General features: G+C 32.3%; 14 protein-coding genes. 5 read left to right on the top strand and 9 right to left on the bottom strand.

All coding sequences use genetic code 11. From position 1 onward, the window contains the following. Positions 1–5 precede the first annotated feature (5 nt). The 3 genes from OO712_RS03720 to OO712_RS03710 all read left to right on the top strand — a co-directional run bounded on the left by OO712_RS03720 (position 6) and on the right by OO712_RS03710 (position 1591). Entirely contained in the window at positions 6–503 is a 498-nt protein-coding gene (locus tag OO712_RS03720) for a response regulator (protein WP_109876588.1), read from the top strand. A gap of 71 nt (positions 504–574) precedes the next feature. Further along, on the top strand, positions 575–1051 hold the full coding sequence (locus OO712_RS03715) for a universal stress protein (protein ID WP_109876589.1): 477 nt from the start codon (positions 575–577) through the stop codon (positions 1049–1051). Positions 1052–1273: 222 nt separating this feature from the next. Next, on the top strand, positions 1274–1591 hold the full coding sequence (locus OO712_RS03710) for a hypothetical protein (RefSeq protein WP_225866837.1): 318 nt from the start codon (positions 1274–1276) through the stop codon (positions 1589–1591). Position 1592: 1 nt separating this feature from the next. Here OO712_RS03710 and OO712_RS03705 read toward each other — a convergent pair whose 3' ends face one another. Both OO712_RS03705 and OO712_RS03700 read right to left on the bottom strand, forming a co-directional pair. After that, positions 1593–3026, bottom strand: a complete 1434-nt coding sequence (locus tag OO712_RS03705; protein ID WP_109876590.1) for an NAD(P)/FAD-dependent oxidoreductase — start codon at positions 3024–3026, stop codon at positions 1593–1595. Positions 3027–3339: 313 nt separating this feature from the next. After that, positions 3340–5478, bottom strand: coding sequence for a methyl-accepting chemotaxis protein (locus OO712_RS03700; RefSeq protein ID WP_160049199.1), 2139 nt, complete (start codon positions 5476–5478; stop codon positions 3340–3342). A 195-nt stretch (positions 5479–5673) separates the two neighbouring features. On the opposite strand from OO712_RS03700, the gene OO712_RS03695 reads away from it, so the two are divergent. Further along, complete coding sequence (locus OO712_RS03695) at positions 5674–6048, top strand: hypothetical protein (RefSeq protein ID WP_146195978.1); 375 nt, start codon at positions 5674–5676, stop codon at positions 6046–6048. Between the two features lie 35 nt (positions 6049–6083). Here the strand turns inward: OO712_RS03695 and OO712_RS03690 are convergent, their stop codons facing one another. From OO712_RS03690 to OO712_RS03675, 4 genes are all read right to left on the bottom strand, one after another. After that, positions 6084–6737: a hypothetical protein gene (locus OO712_RS03690; protein ID WP_109876593.1), complete on the bottom strand. Its 654-nt coding sequence runs from the start codon at positions 6735–6737 to the stop codon at positions 6084–6086. Between the two features lie 201 nt (positions 6738–6938). Further along, positions 6939–7517, bottom strand: coding sequence for a hypothetical protein (locus OO712_RS03685; RefSeq protein ID WP_109876594.1), 579 nt, complete (start codon positions 7515–7517; stop codon positions 6939–6941). Positions 7518–7723: 206 nt separating this feature from the next. After that, positions 7724–8161: a response regulator gene (locus OO712_RS03680; RefSeq protein WP_160049200.1), complete on the bottom strand. Its 438-nt coding sequence runs from the start codon at positions 8159–8161 to the stop codon at positions 7724–7726. 398 nt (positions 8162–8559) lie between these two features. Then, on the bottom strand, positions 8560–9378 hold the full coding sequence (locus OO712_RS03675) for a CheR family methyltransferase (protein WP_109876596.1): 819 nt from the start codon (positions 9376–9378) through the stop codon (positions 8560–8562). Positions 9379–10054: 676 nt separating this feature from the next. On the opposite strand from OO712_RS03675, the gene OO712_RS03670 reads away from it, so the two are divergent. After that, positions 10055–10672, top strand: coding sequence for a cupredoxin domain-containing protein (locus OO712_RS03670; protein ID WP_109876882.1), 618 nt, complete (start codon positions 10055–10057; stop codon positions 10670–10672). A gap of 18 nt (positions 10673–10690) precedes the next feature. On the opposite strand, the gene uvrC is transcribed toward OO712_RS03670, so the two are convergent. Genes uvrC through uvrB form a run of 3 tightly spaced genes read right to left on the bottom strand, consistent with a single transcriptional unit; the run spans position 10691 to position 17031 of the window. Next, positions 10691–12277 (bottom strand): excinuclease ABC subunit UvrC, encoded by a 1587-nt coding sequence (gene uvrC / locus OO712_RS03665; RefSeq protein ID WP_109876598.1) that lies wholly within the window; start codon positions 12275–12277, stop codon positions 10691–10693. Then, positions 12267–15092 (bottom strand): excinuclease ABC subunit UvrA, encoded by a 2826-nt coding sequence (gene uvrA, locus OO712_RS03660; RefSeq protein WP_109876599.1) that lies wholly within the window; start codon positions 15090–15092, stop codon positions 12267–12269. Before uvrA ends, uvrC begins: the two co-directional genes overlap by 11 nt. Further along, positions 15079–17031: an excinuclease ABC subunit UvrB gene (uvrB, locus tag OO712_RS03655; protein ID WP_109876600.1), complete on the bottom strand. Its 1953-nt coding sequence runs from the start codon at positions 17029–17031 to the stop codon at positions 15079–15081. Before uvrB ends, uvrA begins: the two co-directional genes overlap by 14 nt. Between the last annotated feature and the right edge of the window lie 60 nt (positions 17032–17091).

The following is a 17091-nucleotide window of genomic DNA, read 5'->3' as shown; positions in this document are numbered from 1 at the left end:
AAATTATGAATGTATTAATTGTTGAAGATGAAATTGACCTACTTGAAGAATATAAAATTTTTTTAGAATCAAATAACCACACTGTAACTTTAGAAATGAATGGGGAATCAGGATTAAAAACATACTTTGCAAATTTTGATCCAAATTCAGAATCAAGTCCATATGATGTTGTTATTTTAGATTATCAATTATCAGGCAAAAATGGGATGCAGGTTGCATCAGAAATATTAGCAAAATGCCCAAAACAAAGGATTTTGTTTGCATCAGCTTATGTTGAAGACACATTAAAAGAATCAATTAAAACTTTGAAACAAATAGTGGAGCTTTTACAAAAACCATTTGGATTGCAAAAATTACTGAATGTGATTGAAGATAAAACTACATACGAAGAATTAGAAAAATTAAATGTAGACATTAAAAGTTTAAAAGAACTAGAACCTACACATGCTCAAATTAGCACATATTTAGACATCATGAGAAAACTTCACGACAAATTAGAATAAATAATTGATTCTAGGATTCTGTCTAAATTAACCATACAACTTGCTTTAAAATTTAGACATCAGTATCATTCATGCAAGTGAATACACCTCAACAAGAGAAATTCTCAAAAGCAATTTTTCGAAAAATTTTAGTACCTTTTGATAATTCAAAAATGTCAGACAGAGCATTTTGGCATGCAATTAACTTAAATTTTAAGCATAAATCAGAAATAATCATTCTTTCAGTTTTTCATAGTGAACAATATTCAAGTTCATTTTTGAATTATAATACACATCAAACCATCATTGAACAAAAAAAACTTAACGAAGTAAAAATCAAACACAAAAAATTAAAAGAAATTTCAGAGGAGTGTGGAATTCCATGTCGAACATTTGTAGCAACTTCATCCTCAATTACTCAAACTGTGATGTCTTATGTTTATTCAACAAAAGCAGATCTAGTAATAATGGGCACCAGAGGAAATGGATCAGATAGAAAATTGATGTTAGGAAGTGTTTCACTTGAAATATCACAAAATGCACCAATTCCTGTATTGTTAGTAAAATAAAATTTTTATTAAAAATAAATTAAAAAATAATTAAACAGAATTAGAAAATACGTTTGTGTAAAAACGACACACATATGATAATAGTCCATTTTGTTGGCAAGTAGTTGTTTGTATAAGAATCTTGAAACAAAATCAGAAAATATAGATAATCTTTTTGGTGAATTTATAAAACCAGTCAGTCATAAGGATAAAATAAATTTTAATAAAATTTCAATTAATGAATTGATTAACCAGTCAGTTGAAAACGCAATTAATGATGTTGTTAGCAACACAATCAATACCAAGATAATCATAACAGAATCAGAAAATATCAGAGAGATTGCAGAAAAATGTAAAAAGTTTTTTCAAGATTCTGATTTTGGAACATTTGAATATATACAAAGAGCTGGAAGAAGTAATTTTAAAGTTGTTCATAAATCAGGAATTAATGGAACCAAATTTTTGAAGAAGTTTTTTGAAAAAATGTTCACAATTCATTTAAAAAATTATTCAATCCACACAATTTCAAATGAAAATTCTTTATGTGTGATTTTTAGATAGATTATGAATTTGATAACAATTGTTCTTTTATTGAAGGGATGTTTTCATTGACATGTATTGAATTAACTTCTTTCTTTTTAATTAAACCAATGTGTGTCACATCAGGGGCCAAAATACTATCAGTAAACCAATCTACAGAAATTTTTAATTTTTTTCCAAATGAGGGAATTTTTGATAGATAATACATCCTCCAAAGTAACCACGCAGAAAATCCACTAATATTTCTCCCCCCTATTGTTGCAATGCCCACTTTATTACCGATAATGGCCATTATTCCTAAACTATGAAAAGTGAATTTTTTTAAATTTTTACGATTATTAAATACAAGCATCAAATTTTCGGCCACTAATTTCCCTTCTCTAATTGCATGTTGTGCGGTTGACGGATAGAAAGTATCCGCAGATTCATCTTTAATCAGAGCACAATCACCTAACACAAAAACATTTTTTTTGTTTTTCATCCTTAATGATTGATCAACTATAATTCTTTTATTTGCATCATGTTCACAATTCAAATCTGAAATAACTTTGTCCATTTTTGTACCTCCAGTCCATATCAAAGTAGCACAAGATAATTTTCCACCATTACTCAACATGACATTTTCCTCATCTGCACCATCAGCTTTAGTATTTTTCATAATCGTTACTCCAGATTTTTCAAGAAAAATAGTAGCTTTTTCAGATAATTTTTCATTAATCTCAGGCAAAATACGGTCTTTAGAAGAGATTAAAATCATGTTTATATTTTTTGGATTAATGCTAGGGTATGATTTTGAGACAGATTTTTTAACAAATTGATTTATTTCACTTATAGTCTCCACACCAGCAAATCCTGCACCAACAACAACAAATGTCAACAATGTTCTTTGTAGCTCATAGTTTCCTGTTTGTGCAGCATGTTCCAGCATTACAATTATATGGTTTTTAATTGCAATTGCATCTTCAATACTCTTTATTGTAAAAGAATGTTTTTTGAGATCTTCATTATGAAAGAAATTAGTTTGTGCACCCAATGCCAATATCAGATAGTCATATTCTAATGTACGAACTTTGTGATCAAATGATCTTTCAATGGTAACAAGTTGATTATCTAAATCAACAGAGTCTATAGAAGCATGTAAATATTTTGCTTTTTTACAAAAATATCGTATAGGTATTGTAATATTACTTGCATGTAGTAATCCAGAAGCAACTTGAGGCAACATGGGAGTAAAAAGAAAAGAGTTCTTATCTGAAACAATAGTTATTTCTACAGATTCTTTTTGAAAATTTTTTTCTATTTCCTTTAACGCTGTAATACCACCAAAACCTCCACCTAAAATTAAAATTTTTTTTGTAGATGAAGAAATACTTTTGTGAAGTCCAATATAATGTGCATAGTATTTTGATTCCGAATCAAACACAAGATCACAGCAATTACAATTAATTTTAGACATAAAGAAATAGACGATTTCAGTTTAAAAACAACCTGTGTGTTTTATTAATACAAAAAATACAAACAGGATCTATTTTCCTACAAAAGAATTGACATGAATTAGGCACAAAATCAACAAGTATTACATGTAAGTACAGTTTGGTTAAAAACAACCCAATATTTACAATCAAACTTCCATAGTCAGTAGACGTATTGTCTAAATTAGAGTCAAGATAAATTTACGTTCCTGCCAGAAAGAGAGATTAATTGATAAAATTAAAACCATAATTTTTTGGACTTTGTGATAAATTCCGAAATAAAACAGTTAACATAAGTTATGACTGAATTATTATTGAATGCCAACCAGTGGAAAATCCTTCATACCCGCTTGATTTTGCATGACCGGCCAATAGTTTTGAATTATCTAAAGTAATAGTTTGAAAATTCTTTGGCTCATTAAGTAATAACAATAAATCTTGATCTGAAATCGTATTTTGGTGTTTGGTGTTCTCAGATAGTTTGTTTCCATTAGAATCCAATATAACTAAACTAGTAGAATCAACTTCGTTTCCATTAAGAGGTGTTTCTTTGAATATCACATCAATGAATTGATTCCAATTAAATACAACTCCAAGAATTCCTATAACATCATCAGAAATATTTCCATTTTTGTGTATCTTGCATGAAAATACAAGACCAGTTGATGTGCTATCCCCGTTTTGTGTTTTAATTATGTCAAATCCATATTCACTACCATTTTTAGTCTTTAATGCAGTTTGAAACCAAGAAGCATCATTCATGTTAGCAGTATCCACATTACTTGAAGAACCATTTGCAATGACAACTCCATTTGTATCACATACGATCAAATCTGAATATACTGTATAATACTTGAGAATTGTTTGAAGACGCATTGCTAGAAAATCTTTATTTTCAATTGTTTTTTGAGTTAATGCTTGAATTACACTTCCTTCAGTAGCCCACCAGCGAACATCTGCTGTTCGCTCATACAATGCCCTGTCTATCAAATCAATATTTGTAAAAGACAGGTTCACAAGTCTGTCACCTTTAATTTCTCTAGAATTGACAGATATCAACGAATTAAGATCTATGAGTTTTTTTTGGGTGTTCGAATCCATTTTCGATGTTATTTCAGCAGTGGTTCGCGAAAGATCGCCCATAAATCCGGCTATAACTCCAAACCCACGCCCAGCATCGCCCACACGGGCAGCTTCAATTGCAGCGTTTAGAGACAACACGTGTGTTTCATCATTAACATTGTTAATTTCTTTAATTGCCTGTTGTGTTTCTTCAGATAAATTTGATATCAAATCAAGTATTGAATCAAGAGACTCATCATTATTGTCGGTCAAATCCAGATCCTGACAAGATGCATCAATATCTTGAATTATTAACGAATGCCATTCTTTTGATCTATATCCTTCAAATCCAGGAGACAACGCATGGCAAATAATTTTTTTGACTCCATCTTTTTCAACGACACTGAATCCTTTTTCTTTTAGGAACAAATCATTTTTACCTTTGAAACTAATCGTCTGCTTAAGAATTCTTTCTTTTGTATCAGCAAGAACATTTCCCGCATCATCACAAAGTAACACACGTGTTTTTGATTTTTCCTCAGAAGATAAAGAAGTTTCGTTTACTATTCGTTGTGCAAATTCGGTCCATTTGAAAACAGCACCCAGAATACCAATAACTTTGTTATCAGGATTTCCTCCCTCATGTATCTTACAGGAATAAGTTACTGTATAATCATCATTCACAGATGGGGAATGATGGACAGTTTCAAATGCATGTTCTTTGCCACTATTAGTATTCATAGCTCCTTTGAACCAAGGTTTATCAGAAAAATTTCTTCCAGTAAAACCAAATTTGCTTTCTCCAGAAGCTTTACAGTTGCCTTCTACATCACATAAAATAAGATCATAGTAAACAGTATACGATTGTAAAATCACTCTAAGACGATTTTCTGCTTCTTGATATGCATCAATATTATTATCTACAAGAGATTTGACCAAGATATCGTCTGTGGCCCACCAGCGAACATCTGCAGCCCTTTCAAAAAGATTTCTGTCAATTAGTCGAATATTTGTCAAAGCAAGAGTTGCCAATCGGCTTCCACGAATGCTGACAGATTTACTTTCAATTGATTTAGATAAATTTTCAATCTCGCGTATAGTTTCTTTTTTCATTTTGTCTAGAACTTCATCTGTTTTTGTACTTAATTCATCAATTGAGTTCGATACGACCAAAAAATTTCTTCCAATATCACCAGTACGATTTGCTTCAATTTTGGCAGTTGTGGAAAGCATGTGCGCCCTACCATTGATTTCTTTGGTAGATTTTAACGCTCTATTGATTTCATGACCAATTTCAGAAGTTTGCTCGACTACCTGCTGGAAAAAATCCTTTTTGTTTTCATGCAATTCTATAACTTGTTGAGAATCACTCATTATGGAAAGAAATGCATAGATCAACATAATTTACTGGTAATTCAAAATGAACAAACAGTCGTTTTTTATTCATACTGGCATTGAGAAAATTTTCTTAACAATAAAACACGAATGTGATATTTTATAATAATTATAATTATTATGTGATTTAATTAAACAGACACTAGATAATATTTCTAAAAAATAATGAAGGTCATGAATGTCAAAGTGATTTCTGCAATGGTTTTAGTGACAACATTGCTTTTAGCTCAGACAGTGTCTATAGTTGATGCACATCATAATCCAGATAGCAGAAATGAGAATGCAAGGAAAGAGATTGAAGAAAAATCCAAGGATTATGACAAACAAGGAAACAAAAAAGAGGTCATTGAAGAAAGGAAGAAGGCGTTTTTAGCATACAAAACAGCATTTGCATCATGGAAAACTGCAAAAGACGATTATAAATCAGCTAAAAGATCAGGAGACCAAACTGTAATTGATGCAAAAAAAGTGATTTTAGATGCGGCTAAGATTGTCAAAGATGACGCATTTGCAGAATACAAAGAAGCATTAAAACAGAAAGCAAGGTAGAATAAACGAAGAATATTTTTTAGCACATGTCTTGTTCATGCATATTTTAAAGTAAATTTTCTTGTTATGAACAAAAATATCGAAATCTCCATAGTTTCAATTACCATGATTTGCCAAAAATACATCACCCATCCACCCATCATTTGATCAGTAACTGCCAATACTACTGAAAAAATTTCAAAATTTTGTATAGTAAGCAATGGCAATGCTGCAATGGCTCCTACCTGCTGTTCTGGGGAAACCTGAGAAGATATTTGATTAATTGCGTCAAAATTCAAGTCGGAATCAATCATGATTCCTTTGTTCCCAAATTCTGCTATCACCTGTTCTTTTAAGAGATGATATTCGGTATTTCCAGCATGTATGCTAAAAATAGTCAAAATTCCCAGAGACAGAAATAACCCGGTCTGAGAAAAAATAATCCACTTTTGTTTTCTGGTGTGATTTTTAGTGATTTGACGAAGAAACATCTGACCAAAATTCCCCAATTTTTCTTTCATAGATAAAAATAAAATCACACCAAAAACCACAGTGATAACACCAATGGAACCAATCCATTCATCATCAAAAATCACTTTAGAGAGAATTCTAAGTGGAACTAAAATTGCAACTAAAGAAAGTGTGACAATTAAAAATTCAAGAAAAGGATGAAGTAAATAATCCGGAGGATTTTTTTTAAATACTGCCATAAATTATGAAAACATAAAGACATCTAGAAGTCCAGCTAGTTCAAAAAAAACATGCAAGATCATTTATCAATTTTCAGGTTTTCAGACACAAAAAACAGTAATCAGCCACAACTAAAAAACAAAAAAATCATTTTTGTGTAATTTCAGAGTGTGGTTAATAATCACTATTTTTATCAATTTTCTAAAATATGATAAATACAATCAAGAATCAAACATAGATGGCAGATATTGTTTGTATTTATCAAACTCAGTTTTAGATTCCCATTCATCATCAATGGTTCCTGAATTTTTTATCAAAGTTATCTGCTCGTTGATTTTTTCATATTCTTTGACCATTGAATTCTTAAGAATTAAGATATCCTCATCTCCAATGTAAGAATCTATTGCAGTCATATATTTTTCATATTTAATTTTAAAATCTAGCAATTTTGAAAAAAATTCTGTAACATTAAGTTTTTCAGTAGAATATTCAAAACTGATTCTATTGTAATCGTCGCTTAATTTCATTCCATTTGTAAAGATCTTTTCACTTTCTGTAGGATCATGAATTTGCGTTTCTTTACGAATCTCCTCTTCAGTGATTTCTCTTAACTCATTTAAAATATGATCCTGATCAAGAGGTTCAACTGATGCCTGTTTAATGAAATCCTCACCAACCTTCAATATTGCATCTTGACCGGTAAGATCAAGTTCAGAATATTTTTTAGAATCTTGAGGACTGATCAAAATAAAAATAATTGGAATTGCAATAAGAGGCAACAAAATCAAAGATTTGTTCATGTTTTATCCAATATCATGCCAAGATTATAGATTATAAGAACAAGGTCACACAAGATAAAAAACAGGTGTTTATTAACCAATTAACAAAGTTAAGGAGCAACTTTGTTAAATTGAGTATACAAAAAAGAGACAGTGTTATTGAAATTTCAAGTTATTGAAGAAGAGAGTATCAATTTAATCAGGACATTGTAAAAATAATCTGAAATTTACGTAATGCGAGATTTAGATTTACCGGAATTAGAAAATAGAGAATAACGGCTAGATTTAAGAGAAGCCTTGGTAATTTTATGGCGAAGTCGAAGTTTGAATTTATCAAAATCTACTTTGCTGTTTGATGACGGAGGTACAATATAATCAACAGCCCCCAAAGCCAGAGCATCACTAACAATTTCAGAACCATCTATTGCATAATTACTAGTTATTATTGTGGGATAGATTCCAACATTTCCCAATCTTTCAAGGAATGTAAAGCCATCCATTTTAGGCATTTCAAGATCTAAAAGAATTACATCGGGTTTTTTATTTTCCAGAACACTCAAAGCGTAAGTTGCATCAGAATACGAACCAATTAATTGCCAGCCAAAGTAGGAATTCACAATATCTTCAAGAAATAATCGCATAGCCCTTGAATCATTGATTATCATGATTTTCATTTATAATGAAAATTGAAGTTTTCTCAAGGAATAGATAATCTTGTGTGATCAATTTCAACAAATAGTCACATCAGGAAGTCAGGTATATCAAAAACAATATCTCACATTCAACCAAATATTTCAAATTCATCAGGTTTTTTGAAGGTGAAAATAAAACATTGAACGTGCAGTAATAACATTAGATTAAATCAAGATATTTTGCAATTATAAAATTTTGAATCACCAGTCGTCTAATACATCAGAATCATCATCAGAATCAAGTCTTCTTGAAGGTCTAACTGGAATGTAAATTCTCATAGTAATGAAATATTTTTAATGCATTTAGAATTTTGTCTGTAATGAATAACATACAGTTCCAGACCAGATACAAATTCAAAAAAAATATGTGGTTAGGGATCAAGGGAAACTTTTTGATAGATTTTCATACCCAAATCAACAGTTTTGAAAAATTTCTTCATTGAAAGAGGCACATCTTCAGCCATGCCCAATACGAGAAATCCACTGTCATTTAGCGTCTTGTGAAATTTTTTAAAGAGAAGTTCTTTAGCATCATCAGCGTAATAAATTAGCATATTTCTACATAGAATTACATCAACATGATTAATGTTAAAGGATGCAACATCGCCTACTTGGAAAGTAATAGTTTTTTTTAAATCATCACTAAATTTGTACAAGTCATCATCGATTTTTTCTAAAAATTTAGACAAAAATGAATTTGGGATATTCTTTAATTTCTCAAATTCATATTGGCCTGTTTTTGCAATACCTATAGACGTTGGATTTATGTCATTTGCAACAATCTTGAATTTTTTTTCATTTGTTTGAAGCATATCAGAAAACATCATTGCCAAGCTATAAGGCTCATTTCCAATTGCACATCCAGCACTCCATATTGAAATGGGATGATCAGAAGAAGACAATGAAATGATTTCAGGGATAATTTTCTGTTTGAATACATCCCACACAGTTTGATTCCTAAAAAACTGCGTTACATTAATTGACAAAGTAGAATTAAGTTCAAAAGATTCAAGAAAATCTTCATCTAGGAATGAAATGTATTCTGCATAGGATTTTATTCCTATCATGTTCATTCTATTTTGAACCCTGCGTTCTAAAAAACTAGAGGCATAGTGATCTATGTTTACATCGATTTTTTTTCTTACTATCTTTTTAATATCAATTATTTGACATTCTAAAATTGTAGTCATATCTAGAGAATGGATTTTTTGGTTCTTGATAAAATAATTCTAAACGGCGTTAAATTATTTTGAAAGATAGTACCAGTTTGTGATTCAATAGCATTCTTTACACGTGAAGAACTTAATCTTGTTACATCTATTTTATATGAAACAAGCAGATCACTGTAATTCACATCAAAATTATTGCTTACAAAAAATTTTTGCATAATTAGTAACAAAATAACTTGGATATAGATTACTTAATGTTCAATTCACACACACAATTTGTCGCCATTACAACGACCCAAATTAAATTAGGTTTGTTGTGAAAATTACTCCGTTTACATAGACGTATAAAAAACTACAAAACATGTTTGTTTTGGAGATTTATGTAAAACACAAAACAAAAGAGATTAAGACCAAAAACGGTTAGTTGCTTGGTGACATCTCAATTGTATGTAAATGATGAGAGTTCATTTTCATAAAAGAATGATTTGTTCAACAACATTAACAAAAATCAGAGTTCAATTAGAGCGATCATATGAAATTTTCAATGAATTTTTAAAAATATTGCAAATATTTGAAAAATTTCAAAAATACATAGTTTAGAGAGAAATTAAACATCACAAAAGGTCAGATTCAGAACGATTTGAGAAATAAACAGAGAGATTAGATTTATTTAGCATGTAGCATGCCAGGGATTATTATGGCAGGTATAGACAAAGCCGCAATTGCATTTTCAATTGCAATAGTAGCTATAGGCGTAGGAGTTGCATTCTCTTTGGGTGCAGCTCAAGATGCTGTCCCCATAGTCTCCGCTCCAAGTATGTCAACTAAAACAATTGAGCCCAAAACACAAGCAGATCCATTCGCAGATTTGGCTGAAAAGGTGAAGCAAGAAGCTCCAAAAGTTGAAGAAAAGAAGATGGAGAAACCAATGGAAAAATCTGTAGAAATGGAAGAAAAAGTCGAGATGGAAGAAATTCCAAAAGACGAAACTACAATGGAAAAACCAGCAGGACCAACAACACATACAGTGAATATTCCAGTGGGCACGTCAGTTCCAGGATGTGAAGAATCCAACACATGTTTCACACCAGCAAATATCACAATAAATGCAGGTGATACTGTAAATTGGGTCAACACAGATTCAGCAGCACATACAGTAACTGGTGGTAGTCCAGCAGATGGTCCGTCTGGCGTATTTGATAGCAGTCTAATCATGGCAGGTGCAGAATTTGCATTTACGTTTAATGATTCAGGCAACTATGATTACTTCTGTATGGTTCATCCTTGGATGGTAGGCAGTGTATCAGTGAACTAACCAAAAAACCCTTTTTTCTTATTTTATCTTATTTTTTCTTATTGTCCTATTGTATGCTACCCCAAATCGATGGGTTTCATCTCTTGCATATTGCAATATTTTCAAAGAGGGTTTTGCTTTGGAAATTGTTATAGGATGTTTTGTTTTTGGAACATAAACTTCTTCATTTTCTTTTGCCAATGATATACACGGGATATTCAATCCCAATGATTCAAGGGACTTTATAGCTGCGTTAAGTTGTCCTTTCCCCCCATCAATGACTATCAAATCTGGAAGTTCAGAATTTTCTTCCAATAATCTATAGTATCTTCTTTTAATAATCTCAGCAATCATTGCAAAATCATCTCTACCACGTACCGTTTTAATTTTGAATTTTCTGTATCCAGATTTATTGGGCATCCCATCTACAAATCTAGACATAGAACCTACTGCAAAATCCACACCATGATTAGAAATGTCAAAGCATTCAATGATCTTAGGAATTGATGGCAAATGCAATATTTCTTTTAATTCAACTAGTCCGGGATCTCCGCCCTTTGTGTGAATTAATTGAATGTTTTTTAAAATCAGATTTATGACATCTTTTCTTTTTCCTTTAGAAGGAACTAGAATTTGTACAGCAAATCCTGCTTGCTCTGAAAGTAATGATTCCAACAATTCTTTTTTTTCTGGAATCTCACTTACTAGAATGAATTTGGGAATTTTATGTGTGGAATAGTATTGAAAAAGGAAATTTGAAAAAGAATTATCAGCAACCAAGTCAAAAAAGAATTTGTCACTATCTCGAATCACACCGTTAATCATTCGAAAATTCATCACAGTCGCAGACTGTCCCATTATGCCAATTCCAAAATACTCCTCATCGGATTTATCAATGTATTCCATTTTTTGGTTAGTCTGAAGACTGCCCAGTCTAACCAAAGTATCGCGAATATCTTTTGCACGCTCAAATTGCTGTAGTTGAGCAGCTTGGTACATCTCTTCTTCTAGTTTTTTTGTAAAAATTTTTGTTTGGTTTTTTCCCTTTAGGACATCTTCCAAAGCAGAAATATGTTTTGGATATCTTTCTTGTGCATCTTTAAATTCACAAGGACCTTCGCAATTTCCTAAATGATATTCCAAACACACTTTTTTTGGAAGTGTTTTACAAATTCTAATTTGGAATGCTTTACGTAAAGTTCCAATTGTGAGCAATTTGGAACTGCCTTGAGTAAAGGGTCCAAAAGTCATTCCTTTGCCTAAAAATTTTCCATCTCTAGTTCTTCGTGCAACAAGCAATCGAGGATATTTCTCATCAGATATTCTAAGATAAGTATATCTTTGTTGGTCTTTCAATTCAATGTTGAATCTTGGACGATATTTTTTGATCATGTTTGATTCTAGTAAAAAGGCCTCACTTTCGTTATCTGTTAGAACAAATTCAATTTCAGAAATTTTTTCCACTAGTTTTTGTGTCTTGTAGTTTTGATTTTTTGAAAAATATGATTTGACTCTATTTTTCAAGTTCTTTGCTTTACCAATATAGAGTATTTTTCCATTCGAATCTTTCATCAAGTAGATTCCAGGATCCACGGGGATAGAGATTTTTGAAATGTCAAAAGTCATTTTTTAATAGTTTTTTCAGAAACTTTCCAGTATAACTTCCAGGTGCCTTTGCCAAATCATGAGGGGTACCACTAGCAACAATTTTCCCTCCTTCATCACCTCCTTCAGGTCCAAGATCAATCACCCAATCAGAATTTTTGATCACATCCATATTATGCTCAATGACAACCACAGTATTTCCTAAATTTACCAATCGATTAAGGACATCAAGTAGTTTTTGAACGTCAGCAAAATGCAATCCGGTTGTTGGTTCATCCAGAATATAGAGAGTTTTCCCAGTACCTCTCTTTGAGAGTTCAGACGCAAGTTTTACCCTTTGAGCTTCTCCGCCAGAAAGTGTTGTAGATGATTGGCCTAGTTTGACATAACCTAGCCCAACATCATAAACTGTTTGTAGTTTTCGTTTAATTGATGGGATATTCTCAAAGAAATTTAATGCCTCATAGACAGTCATGTCTAAAATATCGGAGATGTTTTTACCCTTGTACAGCACAGATAATGTTTCGGTGTTGTATCTCTTTCCTTTACACTCATCGCATTTTACATAAACGTCAGACAAAAATTGCATTTCAATTTGTTTAACGCCATCTCCATCACATGCAAAACATCGTCCATCGGCCACATTAAATGAAAATTGTCCAGGAGCATAGCCGCGTTCTTTTGATAATTCAGTATTTGCATATAGTTCTCTAATAGGAGTAAATGCACCAATGTATGTTGCAGGATTTGAACGTGGCGTTCTACCAATTGGCGATTGATCAATTGCAATAACTTTATCAATATTCTCTAAACCAACAATCTCTTTGTGATTGCCAGGCCTGACATTTGTTTTGTAAAAATGACTCTCCAGTGTTTTAAGCAGTACGTCATTAATCAAAGTCGATTTTCCAGAACCTGAAACACCAGTAACGGATACAAAAAACCCCAAAGGGATTTCAACATCAATATCTTTGAGATTGTTTTCTGATGCTTTTCTAATAATTAATGAACCAGAGCGATTACGAATTTTATTTTTCAACGCAATCAGAGAATTATCCTTCAAATATGCACCAGTGACAGAGTTGCTGCCATTTAGAATTTTATCAACTGTTCCTTCAAAAACCACGTTTCCGCCATGAACTCCTGCGCCAGGTCCCAAATCCACAATCCAGTCTGAATTTCGTATTACTTCTTCGTCATGCTCCACAACTATGACTGAATTTCCAAGATTTCGTAGCTTGTTTAGCGTTTTAATTAGTCTAGCATTATCACGTTGATGTAGTCCAATTGTTGGTTCGTCAAGCACATACAAAACACCAGTCAGGTTAGAGCCTATCTGTGTTGCCAATCTAATTCTTTGAGATTCACCCCCAGATAATGTTGAGCTTAATCTGTTTAATGATAAATAATTCAATCCCACATTCATCAAAAATTCCAGACGTTCTTTGATCTCTTTGAGAACATCTTTTGCAATGTATTGTTCGTTTTCAGTTAATTTTAGAGTAGAAAAAAAATCATAACAATGATCAATGGACATATCGCAAACATCCATTATTCCTTTTTCATTAATTTTGACTGCAAGTGATTCAGGTTTTAATTTTTTACCATCACATGAATTGCATGGAGTGTCACGCATGAATTGCTTTAACCACTCTCTTTTTGATTCAGAGTCAGTCTCCATAAAAACCCGCTGAAGATTTACAAGTACACCTTCAAATGCATCGGTATATTGCCAAGAAGAATCGCCAGATTTGGAGCGATATTTAAAATCAATTAAATCAGATGTGCCATGTAAAATAATATCAAAATGTTTTGGTTTAATTTTTTCCAAGGGAGTCATCAAATCAAAACCAAATTTCATTCCAACCGCTCTTAATGCTTGTCTTCTAAAGGAAGAGAATCTTCCACTCCAAGGAACGATTGCTCCATCCAAAATTGATTTTGTTTTATCAGGAATTACTAAATCAGCATCAAACTCCATCTTTACACCCAATCCATTACATGTTTTACACATTCCAAACGGGGAATTAAATGAAAACGAGCGTGGTTCTAATTCGCCTACTGTTAATCCACAATATGGACATGCATTATTTTGCGAGAAGATTTTTTCATCCTTGTCAGTTGCAATCATCACATCTCCTTTTGATGCTTTAATGGCAGTTTGAATTGCCTCAAAGAGTCGGGAGCGTTCAGATTTTTCACTAGTTATTCTATCAACAATAATTTCAATATTGTGCCATTTTTGCCGGTCAAGTGGAGGAATTTCATCATCCAGGCTCAAAATTTCTCCATTTATGCGTACTCTAGAATACCCGTCTTTTTTGATTTGTTCAAATAATTTTTCATATGTTCCTTTTTTTCTTTGAATGATAGGGGCTAAAATCAAGATCTTTTTCCCAGAAAAGTCTTTTAGGACAGAATCACATATTCGCTCGACTGATTGTGTTGACACCTTTCTTCCACAATTTGTGCAATACGGGATACCAATTCTTGCATAAAGTAATCGCATATAATCATAAATTTCAGTAGTTGTACCCACAGTAGAACGAGGATTTTTGCTGGTGGTTTTTTGTTGAATAGAAATTGCAGGAGATAATCCTTCAATGGAATCAACATCGGGTTTATCCATCATTTCTAAAAATTGACGAGCGTATGCTGAGAGAGATTCAACATACCGTCTTTGACCCTCAGCATAAATTGTATCAAAAGCCAATGTGGATTTTCCAGATCCGGATAATCCGCTAATTACAACTAGTTTGTTTTTTGGGATATCAATATCTAGATTTTTTAGATTATGATGTCGTGCTCCTCGAATTTTTAGTTTAGTTTCTACCATCTTTAAATCTAATCTCCTTTTCTAGTCTTTTTATCCTATCCCTACATTCAATTGCTCGCTCAAAGTCTAATTCTTCAGAATATTTTTTCATTTGAGCATCTAAATCAATAATGTCATTGTTTAAATCATGAGTGGATTTTAATTTTGATTCATCCAATGTGGTTTCTTGTTCGGGCACTGATTTTATGATGGTTTTAGGAGTAATGTTGTGTTGTAGATTATATTTAATTTGTTTTTCTCTACGACGTTTAGTTTCATTCATGGCATTTTTCATAGATTGCGTAGTGTTATCCGCATACATTATGACGGTTCCATTTTCATTTCTGGCTGCACGTCCGCATGTTTGAATCAAGCTAGTAAAATTTCTTAGAAAGCCTTCTTTATCAGCATCTAAAATTGCAACTAGGGAGACTTCGGGTATGTCCAATCCTTCTCGTAGTAAATTGATTCCAACGAGAACGTCAAATTCGCCTAGACGTAATTGTCTGATCAATTCAGTTCTTTGTAATCCTTCAATTTCGGAATGCATGTATCGTACCCTGACTTGTTTTTTGGACAGATATTCTGCTAAATCTTCAGCCATTCTTTTGGTCAGAGTAGTAACCAAAACACGCTCAGATTTAGCAGCTCTTTTATTGATTTCATTAATTAAATCATCCATTTGACCTAGGGTTGGCCTAATCTCAACTAAAGGATCAAGTAGACCAGTAGGTCTCACTAGTTGTTCTGCTATTTTTGTGGAGATTTTTTTTTCATATTCTGATGGAGTTGCAGATACAAATATCGTATTTTTAATGTATTTCTCAAATTCTTCAAATTTTAATGGCCTGTTATCATATGCACTCGGCAATCTAAATCCATATGTTACGAGTTCTTTTTTTCTAGAGTGATCTCCCTTGTACATACCATGAAGTTGTGGCAATGTGACATGGGATTCATCAATTACTAAAAGATAGTCATCTCCAAAAAAATCCATCAAGCAAAAAGCTTTTTCGCCAGCAGATCTACCATCAAAATGCCTAGAGTAATTTTCAATACCAGAACAATATCCCAACTCTTCAATCATTTCCAAATCATATTTTGTTCGCATTTCAAGTCTTTGTTTTTCTAGTTCATTTAATTCAGGCAGACGCTTTTGTAATTCTTGTTTAATTGATTTAACAGCTTTTTCTCTAACGTCTTTGGCAATAAGGTAATGTTTTGCAGGAAAAATTTTCATTTGAGATACGAGTTTTTTTTCTTTTAATGACACATGATCAAGAAGAGTGATTTTTTCTATTTCATCACCAAACAAGGAAATTCTCACTATATCTTCAGAGTATGCAGGCGTGACATCAATAGTGTCACCTTTTACTCTGAAATTTCCAGGTGCAACTTCAACATCATTTCTTTCATACCGTGCATCAACAAATTTTCTAATTAGATCAGTTCTTCTTATTTCATCACCAGGTTTTAACGTAATTGCCAAATCTTCCCAATCTTTTGGATTTCCAAGAGAGTAAATGCAAGAAACAGTAGAGACGATAATCGTGGGTTCGCCTGAGAGTAGCATTGCAGTAGACTCTAGTCTTAATTTTTCAATCTTTTCATTTATCTGGGTATCCTTTTCAATGTAGGTATCAGTTTGAGGAAGATAGCTTTCTGGCTGATAGTAGTCATAGTATGACACAAAATAACCAACATTGTTTTTTGGAAAGAATTGCTTTAGTTCTGCATAAAGTTGAGCTGCCAGAGTTTTGTTGTGAGAAATTACCAAAGTGTTTTTGCCAGTTCTAGCAATAACATTAGCGATGGAGAAGGTTTTACCGCTTCCTGTAACTCCAAGTAAAGTTTGAATTGTTTTCTTTTTTACGCCTTTGACTAATTCATCAATTGCTTGGGGTTGATCTCCAGTTGGGGAATAATCAGAGATTAATTCAAATCTAGAGGTCTGTTCCAATATCTACAATTCTTGAAAACTGAACTTATAGCTAGCGTTTGTTAATTAAAAACTAAAGGT

Source organism: Nitrosopumilus zosterae (genome assembly GCF_025998175.1).
Lineage (GTDB): Archaea > Thermoproteota > Nitrososphaeria > Nitrososphaerales > Nitrosopumilaceae > Nitrosopumilus > Nitrosopumilus zosterae.
The sequence above is the reverse complement of the archived record's forward strand: the minus strand, read 5'-3'. Positions and strand labels throughout refer to the sequence as shown.